The 19,787-nt window shown below is 51.6% G+C and carries 20 protein-coding genes; 10 read left to right on the top strand and 10 right to left on the bottom strand.

What is annotated here, in order from left to right; translation table 11 throughout:
- Positions 1–20: 20 nt before the first annotated feature.
- The 8 genes from JCM23214_RS12490 to JCM23214_RS12455 all read right to left on the bottom strand — a co-directional run bounded on the left by JCM23214_RS12490 (position 21) and on the right by JCM23214_RS12455 (position 4,927).
- Complete coding sequence (locus tag JCM23214_RS12490; RefSeq protein WP_025899234.1) at positions 21–773, bottom strand: YebC/PmpR family DNA-binding transcriptional regulator; 753 nt, start codon at positions 771–773, stop codon at positions 21–23.
- 186 nt (positions 774–959) lie between these two features.
- A complete protein-coding gene (locus JCM23214_RS12485) occupies positions 960–1,421 on the bottom strand; it encodes a hypothetical protein (protein WP_025899233.1) in 462 nt (153 codons plus the stop codon).
- Positions 1,422–1,435: 14 nt separating this feature from the next.
- Positions 1,436–2,440 (bottom strand): hypothetical protein, encoded by a 1,005-nt coding sequence (locus tag JCM23214_RS12480; RefSeq protein ID WP_148301878.1) that lies wholly within the window; start codon positions 2,438–2,440, stop codon positions 1,436–1,438.
- Complete coding sequence (locus tag JCM23214_RS12475) at positions 2,394–2,639, bottom strand: hypothetical protein (RefSeq protein ID WP_025899231.1); 246 nt, start codon at positions 2,637–2,639, stop codon at positions 2,394–2,396. Before JCM23214_RS12475 ends, JCM23214_RS12480 begins: the two co-directional genes overlap by 47 nt.
- Positions 2,640–2,738: 99 nt before the next feature.
- Positions 2,739–3,557, bottom strand: coding sequence for a TIGR00282 family metallophosphoesterase (locus JCM23214_RS12470; RefSeq protein WP_025899230.1), 819 nt, complete (start codon positions 3,555–3,557; stop codon positions 2,739–2,741).
- Entirely contained in the window at positions 3,554–4,123 is a 570-nt protein-coding gene (locus tag JCM23214_RS12465) for a 5-formyltetrahydrofolate cyclo-ligase (RefSeq protein WP_037493581.1), read from the bottom strand. The genes JCM23214_RS12470 and JCM23214_RS12465 overlap by 4 nt, the downstream gene beginning before the upstream one ends.
- 189 nt (positions 4,124–4,312) lie before the next feature.
- Positions 4,313–4,639, bottom strand: a complete 327-nt coding sequence (locus JCM23214_RS12460; RefSeq protein WP_025899228.1) for a cell division protein ZapA — start codon at positions 4,637–4,639, stop codon at positions 4,313–4,315.
- 3 nt (positions 4,640–4,642) lie between these two features.
- Positions 4,643–4,927, bottom strand: a complete 285-nt coding sequence (locus JCM23214_RS12455; RefSeq protein WP_025899227.1) for a hypothetical protein — start codon at positions 4,925–4,927, stop codon at positions 4,643–4,645.
- 379 nt (positions 4,928–5,306) lie between these two features.
- On the opposite strand from JCM23214_RS12455, the gene tkt reads away from it, so the two are divergent.
- The 10 genes from tkt (at position 5,307) to JCM23214_RS12405 (ending at position 16,809) form a co-directional block, all read left to right on the top strand.
- A complete protein-coding gene (tkt, locus tag JCM23214_RS12450; protein ID WP_025899226.1) occupies positions 5,307–7,310 on the top strand; it encodes a transketolase in 2,004 nt (667 codons plus the stop codon).
- 67 nt (positions 7,311–7,377) lie between these two features.
- The gene (gap, locus tag JCM23214_RS12445) at positions 7,378–8,385 is read left to right on the top strand and encodes a type I glyceraldehyde-3-phosphate dehydrogenase (RefSeq protein ID WP_025899225.1); all 1,008 of its coding nucleotides are present in this window, start codon (positions 7,378–7,380) and stop codon (positions 8,383–8,385) included.
- A 23-nt stretch (positions 8,386–8,408) separates the two neighbouring features.
- Positions 8,409–9,602, top strand: coding sequence for a phosphoglycerate kinase (locus tag JCM23214_RS12440; RefSeq protein ID WP_025899224.1), 1,194 nt, complete (start codon positions 8,409–8,411; stop codon positions 9,600–9,602).
- A gap of 25 nt (positions 9,603–9,627) precedes the next feature.
- Positions 9,628–10,644 (top strand): class I fructose-bisphosphate aldolase, encoded by a 1,017-nt coding sequence (locus tag JCM23214_RS12435; RefSeq protein ID WP_025899223.1) that lies wholly within the window; start codon positions 9,628–9,630, stop codon positions 10,642–10,644.
- Positions 10,645–10,664: 20 nt separating this feature from the next.
- Positions 10,665–11,321: a thiamine phosphate synthase gene (thiE, locus tag JCM23214_RS12430; RefSeq protein ID WP_025899222.1), complete on the top strand. Its 657-nt coding sequence runs from the start codon at positions 10,665–10,667 to the stop codon at positions 11,319–11,321.
- Positions 11,322–11,369: 48 nt separating this feature from the next.
- Positions 11,370–11,933: an elongation factor P gene (efp, locus tag JCM23214_RS12425; protein WP_025899221.1), complete on the top strand. Its 564-nt coding sequence runs from the start codon at positions 11,370–11,372 to the stop codon at positions 11,931–11,933.
- A gap of 42 nt (positions 11,934–11,975) precedes the next feature.
- Positions 11,976–12,782 carry an inositol monophosphatase family protein gene (locus tag JCM23214_RS12420; RefSeq protein ID WP_025899220.1) on the top strand — a complete coding sequence of 269 codons (807 nt, stop codon included), beginning with the start codon at positions 11,976–11,978 and terminating at the stop codon, positions 12,780–12,782.
- 217 nt (positions 12,783–12,999) lie between these two features.
- The gene (locus JCM23214_RS22570) at positions 13,000–14,205 is read left to right on the top strand and encodes an OmpA family protein (protein ID WP_025899219.1); all 1,206 of its coding nucleotides are present in this window, start codon (positions 13,000–13,002) and stop codon (positions 14,203–14,205) included.
- A gap of 2 nt (positions 14,206–14,207) precedes the next feature.
- A complete protein-coding gene (locus JCM23214_RS12410; RefSeq protein ID WP_051548162.1) occupies positions 14,208–15,404 on the top strand; it encodes a MotA/TolQ/ExbB proton channel family protein in 1,197 nt (398 codons plus the stop codon).
- Between the two features lie 22 nt (positions 15,405–15,426).
- Positions 15,427–16,809 carry a peptidoglycan -binding protein gene (locus JCM23214_RS12405; protein WP_025899217.1) on the top strand — a complete coding sequence of 461 codons (1,383 nt, stop codon included), beginning with the start codon at positions 15,427–15,429 and terminating at the stop codon, positions 16,807–16,809.
- 19 nt (positions 16,810–16,828) lie between these two features.
- Here JCM23214_RS12405 and JCM23214_RS12400 read toward each other — a convergent pair whose 3' ends face one another.
- Together JCM23214_RS12400 and JCM23214_RS12395 are read right to left on the bottom strand one after the other, a co-directional pair.
- Entirely contained in the window at positions 16,829–17,899 is a 1,071-nt protein-coding gene (locus JCM23214_RS12400) for an SMP-30/gluconolactonase/LRE family protein (RefSeq protein ID WP_025899216.1), read from the bottom strand.
- Between the two features lie 19 nt (positions 17,900–17,918).
- Entirely contained in the window at positions 17,919–19,784 is a 1,866-nt protein-coding gene (locus tag JCM23214_RS12395) for an ABC transporter transmembrane domain-containing protein (protein ID WP_025899215.1), read from the bottom strand.
- Positions 19,785–19,787: the final 3 nt, after the last annotated feature.

Genomic DNA, 19,787 nt, shown 5'->3' with positions numbered 1-19,787 from the left:
CCTGGCTACCCTTTACTCTCTTAATCGCCCAGTTTTTCCATCACATCATCTGGAATATCAAAATTGGCGAATACCCGCTGCACATCATCATTATCTTCAAGCGCGTCCACCAGCTTGAAAACGGATGAGGCCTTGTCCTCGGTCTCAACTTCTACCGTCACATTTGGCTTCCAGACGATACCGGCTTCCTGCGGAGTGCCAAACTGTTCTTCAAGTGAGCTCTGCACATCGTTAAAATCCTCGCGTGAGCAAGTGATCTCGTGAGCATCATCGCTACTTTCTACATTTTCCGCACCGGCTTCCAGCGCCGCTTCAAAAATTGCATCCGCTTCAATTTCTTCTGCGGTGTAGATGATCTGGCCGACCTGATCAAACATGAACCCAACAGCACCCGTTTCCGCCAGCGATCCGCCGGATTTTGAAAACGCGGCTCTCACCTCAGCAGCTGTCCGGTTTTTGTTATCTGTCAGCGCTTCCACAATCATTGCAACGCCGCCGGGGCCATATCCCTCATAACGGATTTCGTCATAATTGCCGCCTTCTGTATCACCTGCGGCCCGCTTGATTGCCCGGTCGATATTGTCTTTGGGCATATTGTCTGATCGCGCTGCTGCGATAGCAGTTCTCAAGCGAGGGTTCATATCCGGATCAGGCAATCCAGTTTTCGCCGCAACTGTCAGCTCGCGAATATGCTTGGCGAAAATCTTCGCTCTTTTTTTATCCTGCGCACCCTTGCGGTGCATAATGTTCTTAAACTGTGAATGTCCAGCCATAGTCTTCTCTTAAACACTGGGGCAACTCGCGCCCCTCCTCGTCACCGGCTTTCCCAAACAGGGAAAGATCAGCGCTACAAAACGATCCAGCACCATATTTAGCGCATAGTTAACGCTTGCCCAAGCCCTGAATGACAATCCGGCAAATTAATTGAATGTTAAACGCTTTGACTAACAGGAAGTGAGCTATCTGTCTATTCTTGTCCGTTGCAACAGCTCTGTGAATTCTTTCAGCACACTGGCATTTCCAGCCCCACCGCCTGCCTGCTCCTTTAGTGCCGCCATGAAATCCACCGACATAATGGATGATTTGGCAAAGGCACGCAGTCGGTTTGTCACTTCGGGCTCACTGAATGCGCCCTCCATTACCAGACGCAGAAGCTGCAAACCTCGTTCTATCTGGTTTGGCACATCCCGAACAAATTGCCCCTCCAGACCTTTTCCCTCATAAATCTGCAAGCCAATTTCATCCAGTTGCAGTGCCATTCGGCTCGCGAAGAAATCCTGAAATCCCGCCCGGCGAATTTTCCGCTGTAAAGACGACAGCTTCTTTAAAGTCAGCACATTGTCCGCACCGCTATCAATTATCTGCTGCACACTATAAGGCGCCTCGATTATCGGCAGTATGTAATTGGCGATTGTCCGCATATTGGCGTTACCGATTAGCCTGACGCGATATCGGCAAGTCGGTCCACCCGATCCAGCGGCTCATCAAAACCCGCCAGAAACTCCGCGATGCTGGTACTGCCGGTCAGCCGCTCGCACCTGACTTTAAGCGCATCAGCGATTTCCTGCCCACCGATGTGAGAGCCATCTTTAAGCGTCATCCGTTCCAGTATCCGTTTATGATACATAACGCTCTTGAACGGGTCATTTCGAACAAAAGAGGCATTCCCCTTGATGGTGGTTGTCACTTTGTGAACCAAAGCCTGTTGCGTCTGCGCTAACTGCCGCCGTTTGAGCAGCTCAACAATCCGCGGTAATTTGGGATGGCTATCTGCGGTCGGCTTCGCTTCACCCAGCGCCACATCCAGAATACGCAATATCCCCTCACCAAGATTTTCACTGTCGCCTGTCAAAGTCTTGACGCGATCAGTTCCGTGCAGGAAATCGGCCAGAAATTTGTCCAAAAAACCCAACACATCCGGATCATCATTATCCTCGATAAGCTGCAGAATTTTTTCAAATTTCTCATCCAGCGATTTCAGGGGGTGAAGGTAGCGGCAAAAGGCGGTCATAAAGGCGCCTTCTATATCTTTTGTCTCTTTCGCCGCTTCAAACAGCTCCTCAAGATTGTCATCCTCAATGATAATGAAATCATCTTTCTGACGCTGATTTTTCAGCTCTTTGAGCACCTCATTTACATAGGAATACAGCTCAAGCACTCGCTCATTTACTTTTTGGCCGGTTTTGGGAATCTGTGAAATGGCAACTTTTTGTACAGCCCCTTGCAAAATCTGCCCTGCATCATTCAGGCGTTGCAAATTCTCGGCATGATATAAAAGTTCAAGCGGCAATATCCTCCAGCCACCGAGCGGGTTCTTTAACAGATTATACATCGCCCGTCGGGATCGCAGTCGGTACAGATCTGATGCCTGTTTGCAGATGGGTTGAATCAGCTCAATGTCTGAATTGCCAGATTTTTGGCGGGTTACGCTCCCCGTCAAAATACACTTCCTTATCCTTGAACCCCGGCTCCTCGCCCTCATAGGACACTTCCAGAACCTTCACAGCTTTCAGGGATAATTCTTTAAAAAGGCTGGATGCGCTATCGATTGCACTTTGCTTATCGTCGCAGACACGTTGCACAGTCCAGGAACTGGACTGCCGACCGAGGACTTCATAATGTGAGCCTGACTGGGGCAAAATTCTCTCCGGTGGAGTACATAATACTATAGGTTTAAGAATTTTATAGGTCAGTACCGTTAAAAAAATACAAACAAGATATACTAATTTAGATAAAATTTATTGTAATTTTGTTCGGGTTTGATGCAAACGCCCCCCGACCCGCACAGGCTCAATCCGCTTCGCAAGGCCAGTATTGTCGTCACTTTCAATAAAAATACCGCATAATGTTCCCGGCCCCAGCGCAGGGTTAAAGCGGCTTGACGAAATTTTTTTGGTAAAGCGGCGCAAGGGCTCTTCTTTATCCATACCGATGACCGAATTGTAATCCCCGCACATGCCTGCATCCGTCTGATAAGCAGTGCCGCCGGGAAGGATCATCGCATCCGCTGTCGGCACATGCTGATGGCTCCCCACAACGGCTGTGGCCCTGCCGTCGCAATAATGCCCCATGGCCATTTTCTCTGACGTCGCTTCCGCGTGAATATCAACCAGAATAAAATCGTATTTCTGACCCAGCTTGCCAGAATTGAGCATTCTGTCGACACCGCTAAAGGGATCATCCAGCGGGTCCATGAACACACGCCCCATCACCTGCACAATCAAGATTGTCTTGCCCGCCGGCGTTTTATAAACCGCGGCGCCGCGTCCTGGTGTTCCCTCAGGATAATTGACCGGCCGGACAATCCGTTTGTCCTCGGCCATGAATGTCATGATCTCTTTCTGATCGAAGCTGTGATTACCCAAAACGATACAATCAACACCGGCCTCAAAAAAACCCTCACAGATTTTTTCCGTAATCCCAAATCCGGACGCCGCATTTTCACCATTTACCACAACAAAATCCAGCGCCATGGATTTTCGCAGCAAAGGCACCTGCTCCATGACAACTTCTCTGCCAGAGCGACCAACCACATCACCGCAATACAGAACTCTCACGTAAACTTCCTCACTTTTTCTTCTGTGATGACACAGTCCAGTCTTTGATCATGCTGATCTGTCACGACTTCTTCCACTCTTTGCCCTTCATAGGCATAACCGATGGCGATGCAGGTTTTGAGTTGCCGCAATTTTTCGAGGGTCCGGTCATAAAATCCCCCGCCATATCCCATACGGAAGCCCTGCTCATCGAATGCAAGCAGGGGCGTAACCACAATATCGGGCAAAAGCTCCCCGCGATTTGCCAGCGGGACCCGCGTTCCAAAACCGCCTGCCTCTAGTGGGTCACCACATGAAAAGGCCCGAAATATCAATGCCTGATCTTGTTTGAGAATAACCGGAAGCGCGCAAGTCGCTCCTATTGCTTCAAGTTTGCGAAACAGCGGCCCTGTTCTGATTTCGCTGCCAATGGGCAGATAGACGGACACAACCATTGAAGAGGTCACTGCAATGGCATCACAGAAATTTTGCGCGGCCATCTCTGCCGCCTCTGCGGGCGACAATCCGTTACGCGTCTCAAGGGCTGCCCGTCGCTGCGCCTGCTTTCTGTCATCAATTGTCTGCAAGCTCACCTCGCATCATAAAGTGCTGAACCACTATAAGCCGTCGATCGTATGAAATCTCTGTGGCCTGACAAGTCAGGTGGGAGCCGATGTGATAGAACCACGGTTCAGTCAGGGATTAGCCCCCTGGATTTCGTTATTGGCCCCAGGATATCTAAGATCTGACGCGCCGAGCAGAACAGCGACGTTTACTTAAGCCTTTTCAAGTCGATCTGCAATAGCTTCAAGCTGCTTTGCAAGATTTTCTCCATCAATTGACAATCCGCCCGGTGCGTCCTTGGCGCCATCCTTGCCTTCTCTGAGCTCGTCTATCGTCTCATAGGCCTGCGACAGATCATCGGCAATCAACAAAGAGGCCATCAACAGAAGCTGTGCTTCGTTGGCGCTTCCCGCCATACCGCTTAGCTCTTTGACCTTCTTGTCCACATACTCTGACAGATACAGCAGGTGATCTTCTTCACCGTCATCGCAAATAATCGGATAGGGGCGCCCGTTTATCTTGACCGTAACACTTGCCATTCTCTATTGCTCCAGCATGCCGCTAATATCTGCAATGGTCTTGTCAAGGCGGGACGATGCCGCATCTGTTGCCTGTTTGAGTCCATTATAGGACGCAGTCAGCTCAAGCAATTCCTGACGCAGCAACTGGTTTTCAACCCGCAAACTGTCCATTTCCGCTTTCAACACAGGATCGTCACCCGCAATCAGACTCGTCTGCGCAGGTCGTTCACTAAGCGCAGTGGACAGATTATGCAATCGTTGCAATGCAGCCTCAATTCGTGATTCGGTATTTTCGTCTTTACTCATGCCAATATAGCCCCAATTGCTGATTAAGACGTCATTTGCTTCTCTTACGGACAATAAGACCAGCACACAATATGCGTCAACCGAAATGCAAAACGGGAATTTATGTGAATTATCGCATTTGTGACCACTAAGATGTTGACGTCTCGACTATTGGACGGCATCTTCCGTCCCGATTTCAGTGCTCGTCAACAGCTTGCATTCGGGTTTGATACCCAAAACACAGTCACAAAGGCTTTCGCCCGGTATGTGTGTGCCTGTTGAAGAGCGGTTACGTTTGATACCCACTGGGGCACCAGCACGAGGCACCGTATCTGTACAGAAATGTACCCGGTTTTAAACGGTCCAGACAGTATCGCTGGTGGATAGCAAAGAGTCGAATATGAGCGAAAATGGCGCAGACAAATCGCCTGTCAATTCCAAACACACAGATATGGCAAATGCAATCCGTGCATTATCAATGGATGCAGTCCAGCAGGCAAATTCCGGTCACCCCGGCATGCCAATGGGCATGGCAGATGTCGCAACCGTCCTGTTCTCAAAATTTTTAAAATTTGATCCGTCAAAACCAAACTGGCCTGATCGGGACCGGTTTGTGCTTTCTGCCGGTCATGGCTCCATGCTGCTGTACTCCCTTCTGTATCTCACCGGATACAAGGATATGACGATCGAACAGATCCGCAACTTCCGTCAACTGGGTGCAATCACAGCTGGACATCCTGAATACGGACATGCCTCCGGTATCGAAACAACGACCGGCCCTCTGGGTCAGGGTCTGGCGACAGCCGTTGGTATGGCACTTGCCGAACGTATGCACAGCGAACGCTTTAAAAATCTAGTGGATCACTACACCTACGTTATTGCTGGTGATGGCTGCCTGATGGAAGGCATCAGTCACGAAGCTGCATCCTTTGCCGGCCATCTGGGTCTTGGTAAACTGATCGTCCTTTGGGATGACAATGAAATCAGCATCGACGGCAAGACTGACCTTTCCGTTTCTGATAACCAGCTCAAACGTTTTGAAGCCATGGGTTGGGATACCTTCTCAGCAGATGGACACGACCCTGAAGCCATCGAAAAAGCGATTGAAGCGGCCCGCAAGACCAATAAACCATCTCTGATTGCCTGCAAGACAACAATTGGTTTTGGCGCACCTAACAAACAAGGAACATCCGGTGTTCACGGTGCACCACTCGGGGACGAAGAAATCGCGCTTGCCCGCAAAGAACTTGGCTGGCCACACGCGCCATTTGAAGTGCCTGCAACCATCCTTGACCGTTGGCGCACCGTTGGCACCAAGGGTGCCCGCCTTTCAGCGGAATGGGAAAAGACGCTGGCCTCTGCTGATGCTGACGAGAAGGCTGCATTTGAAGCATCGCTTTCAGGTGAATTGCCCTCAACACTCGACGAAGCTTTGAAAAACTACCGCAAAAAGCTGACCGAAGATGCCCCTGCTTGGGCAACCCGTAAGTCAAGTCAGGAAGCGCTCAAAGTCATTAACGAAATTGTCCCCAACACGGTGGGTGGCTCAGCCGATCTGACTGGCTCCAACCTGACGAAGACCGATCATACTCTGCCCATTGGCAAAGGAGATTTCTCGGGTCGCTACGTCTATTACGGGGTTCGTGAATTTGGCATGGCTGCCATTATGAACGGGATTGCTCTGCACAAAGGATTTATCCCCTATGGCGGCACATTCATGGTCTTTACCGACTATGCGCGCGCTGCAATTCGCCTCTCCGCACTGATGGAACAGCGTGTCATCTATGTGATGACACATGATTCAATCGGGCTGGGCGAAGATGGACCAACCCACCAACCGGTTGAACATCTTGCCTCACTTCGGGCAATGCCGAACGTTAATGTATTCCGCCCCGCAGATGCGGTTGAAACAGCAGAATGCTGGGAACTCGCGCTGAAAGCCAGAAAAACACCGTCTGTCCTCTCCCTCAGCCGTCAGGGATTGCCAACAGTGCGCACTGAACAGAGCGAGGAAAACAAATCCGCTCGCGGTGCTTATGAACTCTCCGCCGCCAGTAGCGATGCGCAGGTCACAGTGTTCGCTACCGGATCGGAAGTGGCCATCGCACTGGAAGCACAGAAAATGCTGGAAAGCGAAGGCATTGGAACCCGTGTCGTCTCAGTCCCTTGCTGGGAACTGTTTGCGAAACAGGATAGCAGCTACCGCAAGGAAATTATTGGGGCAAAAACCGCCCGTGTCGCGATTGAGGCTGCCTGCTCTTTTGGCTGGCAGAGATTCATTGGCGAAAAAGGAAGGTTTGTTGGCCTCGACAGTTTTGGCGCATCTGCACCTGCTGACGAGCTATACACGCATTTTGGTATCACAAGTGAAGCCGTCGTCGCAGCGGCTAAAAAACAGCTTTAATACAGCGATATAAATTACTGGACAGTGAGGGTCCCCCTCCTGCAAGAGTTATAGGAGCATAAAGAAGATGACAGTTCGTGTTGCAATTAACGGGTTTGGTCGCATTGGCCGTAATGTTTTGAGGTCAATTTACGAATCCGGCCGTACAGATGTGAAAGTCGTCGGCATCAACGATCTGGGTTCCGTAGAAGCCAACGCACATCTGCTGAAATATGACAGCGTTCATGGTCCCTTTCCTGGTGATGTCAAAACAACGGAAAATGCGATCATTGTAAATGGTGATGCCATTCGCGTAACTGCAGAACGCAACCCTGCAGACCTGCCATGGGGCGAACTGGAAGTAGACATCGCCTATGAATGTACAGGTATTTTCACGCATGCTGACAAAGCAAAAGCACATATCGATGCAGGCGCTAAAAAAGTTCTGATTTCCGCTCCTGGAACAGAAGTTGACCTGACTGTCGTTTATGGTGTGAACCATGACAAGCTCGAAGCTGGACATAAAATCGTATCAAACGCGTCCTGCACAACAAACTGCCTGGCACCCGTTGCGCAGGTTCTCAATGAAGCGATTGGTCTGGAACATGGCTTCATGACAACTGTCCATGCGTATACAGGCGATCAGCCGGTACTGGATACCCTGCACAAAGACCTGCGCCGCGCACGTGCAGCAGCAACGTCAATCATCCCGACATCTACCGGTGCCGCCAAGGCCGTTGGCCTGGTTCTGCCTGAACTCGCTGGCAAACTTGACGGAACTTCCGTTCGTGTGCCGACACCGAATGTCTCCATGATCGATCTGACATTTGTTGCCAGCCGTGCAACAACTGCCGAAGAAGTCAATGCTGCAATTGTTGAGGCAGCAAACGGTCGTCTCAAAGGTGTCCTTGCTGTTTGTGACGAACCTCTCGTTTCCATCGACTTCAACCACAACCCGGCAAGTTCCACATTTGATGTTACTCAGACACAGGTCGTGGAAGGTACATTCGTTCGCGTTCTTAGCTGGTACGACAACGAATGGGGCTTCTCAAACCGCATGAGCGACACTGCTGTTGCAATGGCAAACCTTGGCTAACCCCTGATCGGAGAGACATACGAATGGCTGGGTACAAAAATCTGGATGCTTTAGAGGCAAAAGATAAAACTGTTTTGGTACGGGTGGATCTAAACGTTCCCATGAAAGATGGAAACGTCTCCGACTTTACCCGAATTCAAAGAGTGGCTCCCACCATTCGTGAACTCTCCAAATCCGGCGCCAAAGTGGTGCTTTTGAGTCACTTTGGCCGCCCCAAGGGTCAGATCGTCCCTGAAATGTCTCTGGAACCGGTCGCCAATGCGCTGGCTTCCGAACTTGCAATGGATGTCGCCTTTGCCAGTGACTGCATCGGAAGCGGTGCCGCTGATACAATCTCATCCCTTGAAGGCGGTGACGTTGCATTGCTTGAAAATGTGCGTTTTCACGCCGGCGAAGAAAAAAACGATCCTGAATTTGCAGCAGAGCTTGCCAAACTGGGTGACATTTACGTCAATGACGCCTTTTCATGCTCTCATCGCGCTCATGCCTCAACAGAGGCACTGGCCCGCCTGCTGCCTGCTTATGCCGGTCGTAATATGGAAGCTGAATTAAGTGCCCTTGAAGCGGCCCTTGGCGCTCCAAAACGTCCAGTGATGGCAATTGTTGGTGGGGCAAAGATCTCTACTAAACTTGATCTTCTTTTCAACCTGATCGAAAAAGTCGATACACTCGTCATCGGTGGTGGTATGGCAAATACCTTCCTGAATGCGCGTGGAATTGATGTCGGCGCCTCCCTTTGTGAACATGATCTGGCTGATACGGCCCGTGAAATCCTGAGCAAGGCAGAACGGGTTGGCTGTGAAGTCCTGCTGCAGGAAGACGCGGTTCTCGCCAAAGAATTCAAAGCTGATGCCGAAAATCGCACCGCTCCGGTCACGGATGTTGCCAGCGATGAAATGATGCTCGATATCGGTGCCAAATCTGCGGCGCAACTAAAAGAAAAACTTGCGACCTGTAAGACACTGATCTGGAACGGGCCACTCGGCGCTTTTGAAATCTCTCCCTTCGGCGAAGGTACATTCAGCGTAGCGCGTGAAGCTGCCCAATTGACCAAATCAGGTGCTCTGATTACTGTAGCGGGGGGCGGTGATACGGTTGCCGCGCTTGCCAATGCCGGTGTCAGCGAAGAATTCACGTATATTTCGACTGCTGGCGGTGCGTTTCTGGAATGGATGGAAGGCAAGGAACTACCCGGCGTAAAAGCATTAACAACTTGAAGACCACCAGTAAGGGCCTGAACCGATGAGCGAAATTTCCATGGAACAAATTGCGAGCCAGCTCGTAGCCAAAGGCAAAGGCATTCTGGCAGCTGACGAAAGTACTGGCACGATTACCAAACGCTTTGATTCCATTGGTGTTCAAAGTACCGAGGAAACAAGACGCGACTATCGGGAACTGCTCTTCACCGCTGATGGAATTTCCAATTATATCAGCGGTGTTATTTTATATGATGAAACCATCCGGCAAACCGCATCCAACGGAATTACGCTTGCGCAAATCCTGACCGATCAGGGAATCATCCCCGGGATCAAGGTGGACAAAGGCGCCAAAGCACTCGCCTTTTCAGAAGGGGAGTTGGTAACCGAAGGACTGGATGGCCTGCGCGAAAGACTGGCTGAATACAGATCTCTCGGCGCCCGCTTTGCAAAATGGCGCGCTGTTATCAGGATCGGCGATGCCGCGCCCAGCCAGTATTGCATCGATACAAATGCCCATGCCCTGGCGCGCTACGCAGCGCTTTGTCAGGAAGCGGACATTGTCCCCATAGTAGAGCCTGAGGTTCTTATGGATGGTGATCATACCATTGACGAATGTTACGCGGTTACTGAAACAACACTTAAAACCGTGTTTGATGAGCTCTACAAGCAACGTGTGGTCCTGGAGCAGATGCTGCTTAAACCGAACATGGTTGTCTCTGGTATGGATTGTCCGGAACAGGCTGGCCCGGATGAGGTTGCAGCGAAAACCATTTATTGTTTTGAACAGACGGTTCCACTGGCAGTCCCTGGTATCGCCTTCTTATCAGGCGGACAGAGTGAAGCTCAGGCGACGCTTAATCTCAACACCATGAATGATGGCCATTCTCACCCATGGGAGCTGACCTATTCCTTTGGCCGTGCCTTGCAGGCATCAGCCTTGCGGGCATGGGGAGGCAAAGCGGACAACAAAAAGGCTGCGCAGGACGCCTTTATCCGCCGTGCACGTCTGACCAGCGAAGCCAGAGACGGAAATTACTCTGCGCTTGACGAAAACAGCTAAGTACAAGAGATACCTTATCCATGACCGGGGCTACCGAAGCAGAAAAATACCGCACCCGCCTGTATCTGATTTCTCCGCCGCGCATTGAGACCAGTTTTAAAGACGATGTTCTCAAAGCACTCGATGGCGGCGATGTTGCCTGTTTTCAGCTCCGTCTGAAAGACCTGCCACGTGATGACATCATGCGGGCCTGTGAGTTGTTAATGCCCTCTGTTCAGGATCGTGGCGTTGCCTTTATTGTAAACGATGACCCTCAAATCGCCCGCGAGGTTGGCGCCGATGGCGTGCATGTGGGACAGGATGACACTCCCTATAAAGAGGCCCGCGCAATTGTCGGGGATGATGCCATCGTTGGCGTGACCTGCCATAACTCCAGGCATCTGGCGATGGTCGCGGCTGAAAATGGCGCTGACTATGTCGCTTTCGGCGCGTTCTACCCGACAAGCACGAAGGATGCAAAAACCTCCGCTGAGCCGGAATTGCTGCAATGGTGGAGCTCTCTTGCCGAGACACCTGTGGTCGCAATTGGCGGGATAACAGTTGACAATGCCGCACTACTGGTTAAAAGCGGTGCAGACTTTTTAGCCGTATCCGCTGGCGTATGGAAATACGAAGGGGGCCCGGTTCTTGCGGTGAAAGAGCTAAACAAGGTCATTGATATGACCATGGCAAGCTGATAGGTTCCGCCAACCATATTTTGATATTCGAATAGACGATGGATAGCCATGAAGATTAACGGCAATGCAATTCGCCCCGGCAATGTGATCGAACACAAGAACGGCCTGTGGGTCGCAGTGAAAATTCAGCACACCCAACCCGGTAAAGGCGGTGCCTATCTGCAGGTGGAACTGAAAAACCTGCGCGATGGAACAAAGCTGAATGAACGCTTCCGCTCTTCTGAAACAGTGGAACGCGCCCGCCTTGAACAGAAACCCTATCAATTCCTGTTCGAAGATGGCGAACTTCTGACCTTTATGGATACAGAAACCTATGAGCAGGTCTCCCTCTCCAAGGATCTGGTCGGAGACAAAGCCGCTTTTCTGAAAGATGGCATGGATCTGGAAATCGAATTTTACGAAGAAGAACCTCTGAACCTGCTCCTGCCCGAACATGTTACCTTCGAAATCACCGAAACTGAACCGACTGTAAAAGGTCAGACCGCCGCATCTTCCTACAAGCCTGCAATTTTGGAAAATGGGATGCGCATCATGGTGCCACCCTTTTGCAATACCGGCGAGAAAATCGTGGTCAACACCGAAACATCTGAATATGCAAAGCGGGCTGAATAGTCCGCTGCCAGCTCCCCCAACTCAAGTAATCAGGTAAAAAACATGGCCCGCAAATCCGCACTCATCAATGTAATGGAAACAGCCGCTCGAAAGGCTGCCCGCAAGCTCGTCCGCGACTTTAACGAGGTTGAGCAGCTTCAGGTCTCTCGCAAGGGGCCCGCTGATTTCGTCAGCAACGCGGATTTGAGTGCGGAAAAGACACTGCGCGAAGAACTGAGCCGCGCCCGCCCCAATTTCGGCTTCAAGCTCGAAGAAGGCGGTGTGGTTCCTGCGCAGGATGGCAGTCATTACTGGGTCATCGATCCGCTTGATGGAACGACAAACTTTCTGCATGGGCTGCCGCATTTTGCCATTTCGATTGCACTGATGGAAGGCGACAGCATTATCGCCGGTCTTATTCTCGACCCGTTAAAGGACGAGTTATTCTGGGCCAGCCGCGGTGAAGGCGCCTTTGTCAATGACCACCGCCTGCGCGTCTCTAACCGCAACAGGCTTGCCGATTGTGTCTTTGCAACAGGCATTCCCTTTGTTGGAAAGCCCGGCCACGAACAGTTTCTCAAAGAAGCAAACGAGGTTATGGCCGTCTCCGCAGGTATTCGTCGCTTTGGCGCGGCCTCTCTGGATCTGGCATATGTGGCTGCGGGCCGCTATGACGGCTATTGGGAGCGGGGTCTGTCTGAATGGGACTTGGCCGCCGGTATCATCATCGTGCGTGAAGCTGGTGGATTTGTCAGCCAGATCGATGGCGGAGAGAAAATCCTTGAAAAAGGCGATGTTCTGGCAACCAATTCAAACATTAACCAGCAATTATCGGAAGTTTTGCGCAAAGCTCGCCGCAAGCGCGACTGAGGACAAACTCTTAAATCCTTGATTTACACTAAAAACTTGTTGCATCCCCCCTGCTAAGTTATTCTTTTGCGGACATGGTTTCGGCTGCCATTTTTATGCCCGGTTTGCGGCTCAATAATGGTTCAGCTAAAACCTGTTTGAAAATGCTGATGCCTGCATTACATCAGTGCATTAGCTGACAACCACGCAAGTCTGGTTCAAGTGGGGGGTAAGAGTAATGGCACGGAATAAACAGCGAATTCGAACGACTGACCGTCAGAGGATCGGATCGGCAATCGCCCTGTCCCTGGCGCTTACATCTTTCAGCCCAATGGCATTTTCACAAACTGTTATCGTCGGCGGTGGAAATGCTGCACCGGTTACGGTCAATATGAACGGCGTGAACAACATGCAGCAATATGTGCTGCATCCGCGTCAGTCTCCCTTTACCAAAAGTGCTACGCCCGCCCAGCCACAGGCGAGCGTTGATTATAGCAAACCTGCTGAAATCCGGTATGGGGATGAAGTCATTAAGCTGGTTCCCCCGGGCAGCCAGCCCAAAAGACAGGCGGCTCCAGCCCCAGCGAAACCCAAGGTAACAAAACCCAAACCTGCGATTGCCGCAACACCAGAGCCTAAAAAAATAACCGCTGAAAAACAGCCCTCCCCTGTAACAGAGGCACCCAAGGAGAACAAAGCCGCACAGAAGGCTGAGGCCCCTGCGCCCGCTCCTGCACCCGCTCCGGCCGCCCCCACTGCTGCAAAAGCCGCAGAAAAAACAGCTACGGAATCTGCGAAAAATGTCGCCGCCGCGCCCAGCACTCCAGCACCGGCCAAATCAGCAGCAAAACCTAAAGAGGCTGCAAAACCACAAACTACTGCCGCTCCCGCAGCAGCGCCAAAACCAGCCCCTAAAGAAGAGCCTGCCTCCGCTGCAGCTTCCACAAAGCCAGCGGAGACAGCCTCAAATGCCGCTGCTCCGGCAGAGTTGAAACCTGCGGAAAAAGCGCAGAAAGAAACCGCAAAAGAAGAAACGGCTCCTCGTGAAAAAGATATGCAGGTTGCTGCCCTGCCCAAAGAGCAAACCACTAAACCCGCAGCTAAAAAGCCGGTCATAGAGCCAATTGCGAAAGCTGATGACAACACCATCAACCGCATCCTCTTTGACGAGGGAGAGACACAACTTCCCTCATCTGCGGTGGCAAAACTGGAAACTATCGCCAAATCCATGAATACCGACAGCGATCGCATTCAACTGGTGGCCTATGCCAATGCCAGCAGTAATGGCACCGCACGGCGACTGTCACTCGGGCGGGCTCTCATGATCCGCTCGAAATTGATGGAAATGGGGGTTCCCAACAATAAAATCGAGGTCAGGGCCCTTGGCCGGCCCGAAGATGACTCACCTGCCGATCGCGTAGACCTTAAACTGGTGGCCAGATAATCATGACAACACTTCCCGGTATTTCAACCAATAGCGGGCTTGATGCCCCAAAGATCAAAAAACCTCGGCGGCACCTGATCAGAATGGTCATATTTCTGGCTATCGTCGCTGGCATCGCAGCTTTTCTGTTTCAGCCAGCACGGTCCGCCTTTGAAGCAAACCCGTATCTCAATGGTCTGATCCTCGCGGTTCTGCTGTTTGGTATCGTATTTATCTTCCGTCAGGTTTTCATGCTGAATGCGGAAATCGACTGGACAGAAAATCTCAAACGCAATGAAAGCGGCATTTCCCTCCAGTCCGGTCCCAACCTGCTCTCGCCACTGGCAACAATCATTCGCGACAGCAACGGTCCGCTGCGGATGACCGCCATTACCATGAACACCATTCTCGACAGCATCAGCGCGCGGCTGGACGAAGGGCGGGACATTTCACGCTATCTGATCAATGTCCTCGTATTCCTGGGGCTGCTTGGAACCTTCTGGGGCCTGCTCGAAACCGTAGGCTCTGTTGGCGATGCTATCACCACTCTGAATGTGGGCAGCAGCGATTTCTCAAAAGTTTTTGATGAACTGAAAGTCGGTCTGGAAAAACCTCTGGCGGGTATGGCTGTTGCCTTTTCATCCTCCCTGTTCGGTCTGTCAGGCTCTTTGATACTGGGTTTTCTGGATATGCAGGCCGCCCAGTCCCAGAACCGATTTTATACGGATCTGGAAGAGTGGCTGACATCCGTAACCAAATTCACCACTGCTGGCCCCGCAGCCATTTCTGATGGCGAACAGAGCGTTCCAGCCTATGTCAGTGCCTTGCTGGAGCAAACAGCGGAAAGTCTCGATTCCCTCCAGCGGACCCTCTCGCGCAACGAAGAGCGACGCCATAGCGGGGAAAGCGCCATGATCAGTGTCAGTGAGAAGCTCGCTGCACTGACCGACCAGATGCGGGCGGAGCAGGATCTGATGGTCAAGCTTGTCGAAGGTCAGATGGAGCTGAAACCGGTACTGCAACGCATGGCTCAGGTTCAGGAACAGGGCGGCCTTGATCAGGCATCGCGGAACCACCTGCGTAATCTGGATGTGTATTTGGCTCGTCTGCTCGAAGACGTGGCAGATGGCCGAAATCAGGTCATTCAGGAAATTCGCAGTGACATCAAACTGCTCACGCGTACCATCGCAACCATTGCCGAAGAAGACCGGCGCAAGTAACTGACGGCTTAAGGGGTAGAGCATGGCACGCAAACGCAGTGGACAGCGCGCAGGGTACGAAATCTGGCCGGGTTTTGTGGATGCGCTCACGACCTTGCTGCTGGTAATCATCTTTTTGCTTGTCGTTTTTGTGCTGGCTCAGTTTTTCCTCTCACAAGCTCTCTCAGGCAGGGATGCGGCTCTTGAAAAGCTCAATGCCCAGGTTGAGGAACTGGCGGACCTTCTCGCCCTTGAAAAACAGTCCAATACGGAATTGCGTCAGGATATTGTCAATCTCACGGCTTCCTTACAGGAATCCAACAAGGAACGCGATACCGCCATTATTCAGCTCGATACCTTGACCACTCGCGCACAAGAGGCGGAGAACGAGCGTGACGAACTTGTTCTGCTCCTTCGCAAGCAGGAGGAAAAAACCGCCGCCAGCGAAGAGGCACTGAAAGCCGCAGAAGAAAAAATCAAGACAGAACAGGATAAAATCGCTGTCAATCTCAAGGAAATTGAAAGCCTGAAACGCGACATCGAAGCGCTCAAGAAAGTCCGCGAGGAACTGGAGGCAGAGGTTGGCACTCTCGCCAGCAAGTTGGAAGATAAAGACACCCAGATCGGGGACTTGCGCGATCGCAGCAAGGAGCTGGAAGCAAAACTCTCAGAGCAGGAGGAGAGAACCTCCCTCGCGCAAAAGGACATCGAAGAGCGTGATATCCAGCTCTCGGAGCTACAGGCCCTGTATCTGCAAACACAGGATCAATTAACCGCTGAGGAAAAAATCTCGGCGGAGGCCAAAGCACAGGTTGCGGCGTTGAACGCGCAACTATCCGCATTGCGTCTTCAACTGGCTCGTATCGAAGAAGCTCTCGAAATTTCCGAAGCCAAGGACAAAGAACAGAAGGCCCAGATCGCCGATCTCGGTAGGCGCCTCAATCAGGCCCTCGCTCAAAAAGTACAGGAACTTCAGCAATACAGGTCAGACTTTTTTGGGCAGCTTCGCGAAGTCCTGAAAGACAAGCCCGGTATCAGCATTGTCGGGGATCGATTTGTTTTCCAATCTGAAGTCCTCTTCGGTCTGGGCGAAGCTGAGCTTGGCAAACAGGGCCGTGAAAGCATGCAGGCCTTCGCTCAAACCCTGCTTGATATCGCAAAAGATATTCCCGATGAAATCGATTGGGTATTGCGTGTCGATGGTCATACCGACAAACAGCCCATTAATACAGCCCGCTTCCCATCAAACTGGGAACTATCCATGGCGCGGGCGTTATCGGTTACCAAATACCTGATTGCCCGTGGCATCCCCCCGCACAGGCTGGCCCCCACCGGGTTTGGAGAGTTCCAGCCGCTGGACCCACGGGACGATGAGATTGCCTACCTGCGCAATCGACGAATTGAACTCAAACTGACGGAAAAATAGAGCCTGGGGGCGCACGCCCCTAGCGACTGCAATCAAGGATTTTATTCTCAAAGGGTGCACCGACTAGAAACCGATCGCCTATCGGGGCCACAACAGATGCGCCAGAAATCAAATCCCCCGCATCGCGCATCAGATCCTTGATCACATATTGCTGCGCAGCCCCGCGCTCCAGCGTCATCAGATAGCTGGGTGACAGCTTGCCCGCATCACCGCGATGCCCATACAGGCTCAATAGTTGTGGATGCCCAGCTATCCATAGCTGGCCCTCTTCATCCACATTGATATTATCCGGTGCCGCCTGCAGCGGAATTTCACCTTGCAATGTCAATTCACCATTTTCGCTGTTTCGCTCAAAAACCGAAATCTGACGCGATAACGTTTCAGCGACAAAAACCAGATTTCCATCTCGCGAACGTGCAATGCCATTGGCAAAGGCAAGACCGCTTGCCACCGCCCGATAATCCTGCCCGTCAAAATACCCGACTTCCGATACAGGTAACGCCAGAATTTTTTGTAAGTCCGCCCCTATCCCGCCAGCAAAAGCGAAATCATTGGTCACATAAAACTGCGCCGGGCCGGTCGCCACGATATTGCTCGGGCTGATACCAACCTCCACGGTCTTGATCTGATCAAGCGCACCCTGTTCCCACCGATAAATGATCACCTTTGCCGGTTTTTCATCAAAGGGAACATCATGCGTTCTGTTAATCACAAACAGAAATCCCGATCCATTTTCATCTGGATAGTAGGATAGCCCGGCGGGCCGAAAATCTGCACTCGCGTGAGGTGTTAAATTGACCGGCTCCAGTGCCGGATTTTTCAAATCATACAGATAAATGGCACCGCGCCCCTGCCTGTCACCTTCTGTCGTCATTCGGCGCTGAACAGATGAGATGAAAGCAACACTCGATTGCGGATCAATAATAATATCTTCCGCCCCTGCCAAGCCTTCAATGGCAACACAATGTCCTGTAAAGCCCACTTCAAAAGTATCGAACTGCCCGGTTGAGACAAGCACATAAACTGCGAAGCCAACGCCGACAAACAGAAGGGCCATAAATGTAAAAAACAGACGCTGTATCAAGTTCATCTATGCCCACCCTGTTTTATCAGGACACCGCCAATGCCTCGCGGCCCGTATCGAATTGCAGTTTCGCTAGTTTTGCATACAAGCTGTCTTCCTGCATCAGCTCTTCATGTGTACCTTGGGCAACAATCTTGCCATTATCAATAACGATGATGCGATCCGCGCTCAATACGGTGGCGAGACGATGGGCAATCACAAGTGTCGTCCGGCCTTTCATCAAATTGACAAGCGCGCCTTGCACCGCATGTTCACTTTCCGCATCCAGCGCAGATGTTGCCTCATCCAGCAGCAGAATTTGGGGGTCCCGCAAAATTGCCCGCGCAATGGCGATCCGTTGTTTTTGCCCCCCCGACAAGGTTATCCCACGCTCGCCAAACTGGGTATCAAGCCCATGTGGCAATTGCTCGATGAAATCCATTGCCGCCGCTGATTTTGCCGCCTCTATAACCTCAGCCTCTGTGGCGTCTGGCCGCCCATACAGAATATTGTTACGTGCCGTATCCGCAAAAATAACAGGATCCTGTGGCACCAGTCCCGTCAGAGCTCGTACCTCAGTAGGGCTCGCTTTCGCAATATCCACACCGTTGATTTCAATATGTCCGCTTTGGGGATCATAAAACCGCAACAGCAACTGAAACACCGTGGTCTTTCCTGCCCCGCTGGGTCCCACAAGGGCCACCGTCTCCCCGGGAGCTATATCAAGCGTAAATTCCTCAAGCGCAGGTAAATTCTCCCGCGTGGGATAGTGAAAGCCGACATTTTTAAAAGCAATCCCACTGACCAGTTTAGTGCCGACAACTTGCGGATTTTCAGGCGCCGTAATCTGTGGTTTCTGGTTAAGCAGCTCCATCAAGCGCTCTGATGCGCCCGCTGCGCGTTGCAGCTCACCCCAGATTTCACTCAGGCTGCCCATGGATCCCGCCACAACGATCGCGTAAAACACAAACGATCCAAGTGTTCCGGGTGACATCTTGCCATTGACCACATCTGTTGCCCCGCTCCAGAGGACAAAATCAATGGCACCAAACACCAGAAGAATCACAATGGCCGTCAACCAGGCCCGCGCCCGAATGCGTTTGATGGCAATGCGAAAACTCTCTTCCACACTTTCGCTGAAGGTTTTTCGGTCCAGCTCTTCATGAGTATATGCCTGACTTGTCTGAATTGCGCGAAGCGTCTCGTCCGCGGTTGAGCTGACCCGTGCGATACTGTCCTGATTAACGGTGCTCAGCTTTCGCACCTTGCGGCCAAAAACAATGATGGGCAATACGATAAAGGGCACGACCAGCAGGACCATACCAGCCAGTTTCGGACTGGTATAAATAAGCAGCGCCAGCCCCCCTACGAAAGAGAGAATATTTCGCAGCGCAACTGAAACGGATGATCCGATCACTGTCTGGATCAGTGTGGTATCCGTTGTCAGGCGCGATAGAACCTCGCCCGTGCGCGTCATTTCAAAAAAGGCAGGATTAAGTTTTAGAATATGACTGAACACCGCTGAGCGAATATCCGATATGACCCGCTCGCCAATCCAGGAAACAAGATAATATCGGGCGAAAGAAGCAAAGGCGAGCCCGACAACGACGACCATCAATCCCAGAAAATACTGATTCAGATTTTCCGACCCCGCTGAAAATCCATGATCCAGAAGAAGGCGGATCGCCTGCCCGATCAGCAACAGACTGGCGGATGCGATAACCAGCGCTATCATCGCCCCTGCAAACTGCAGTTTATAGGGCTTTACGAATCGATACAGGTCCAGAAGTCTGGTAAAGTCAGGCTTTTCCTTGCCTTTTCTCTCCTGCGATGGTTCTTTATCAAGCTGCGTATCAGTCACTCTATTACTTTCAACACGAATTCTTCTGCCCCCGGTTTTAAGGAAATTCATGCT

This window comes from Sneathiella glossodoripedis JCM 23214 (assembly GCF_000616095.1).
In the GTDB taxonomy this organism is placed as follows: Bacteria; Pseudomonadota; Alphaproteobacteria; order Sneathiellales; family Sneathiellaceae; genus Sneathiella; species Sneathiella glossodoripedis.
The sequence above is the reverse complement of the archived record's forward strand: the minus strand, read 5'-3'. Positions and strand labels throughout refer to the sequence as shown.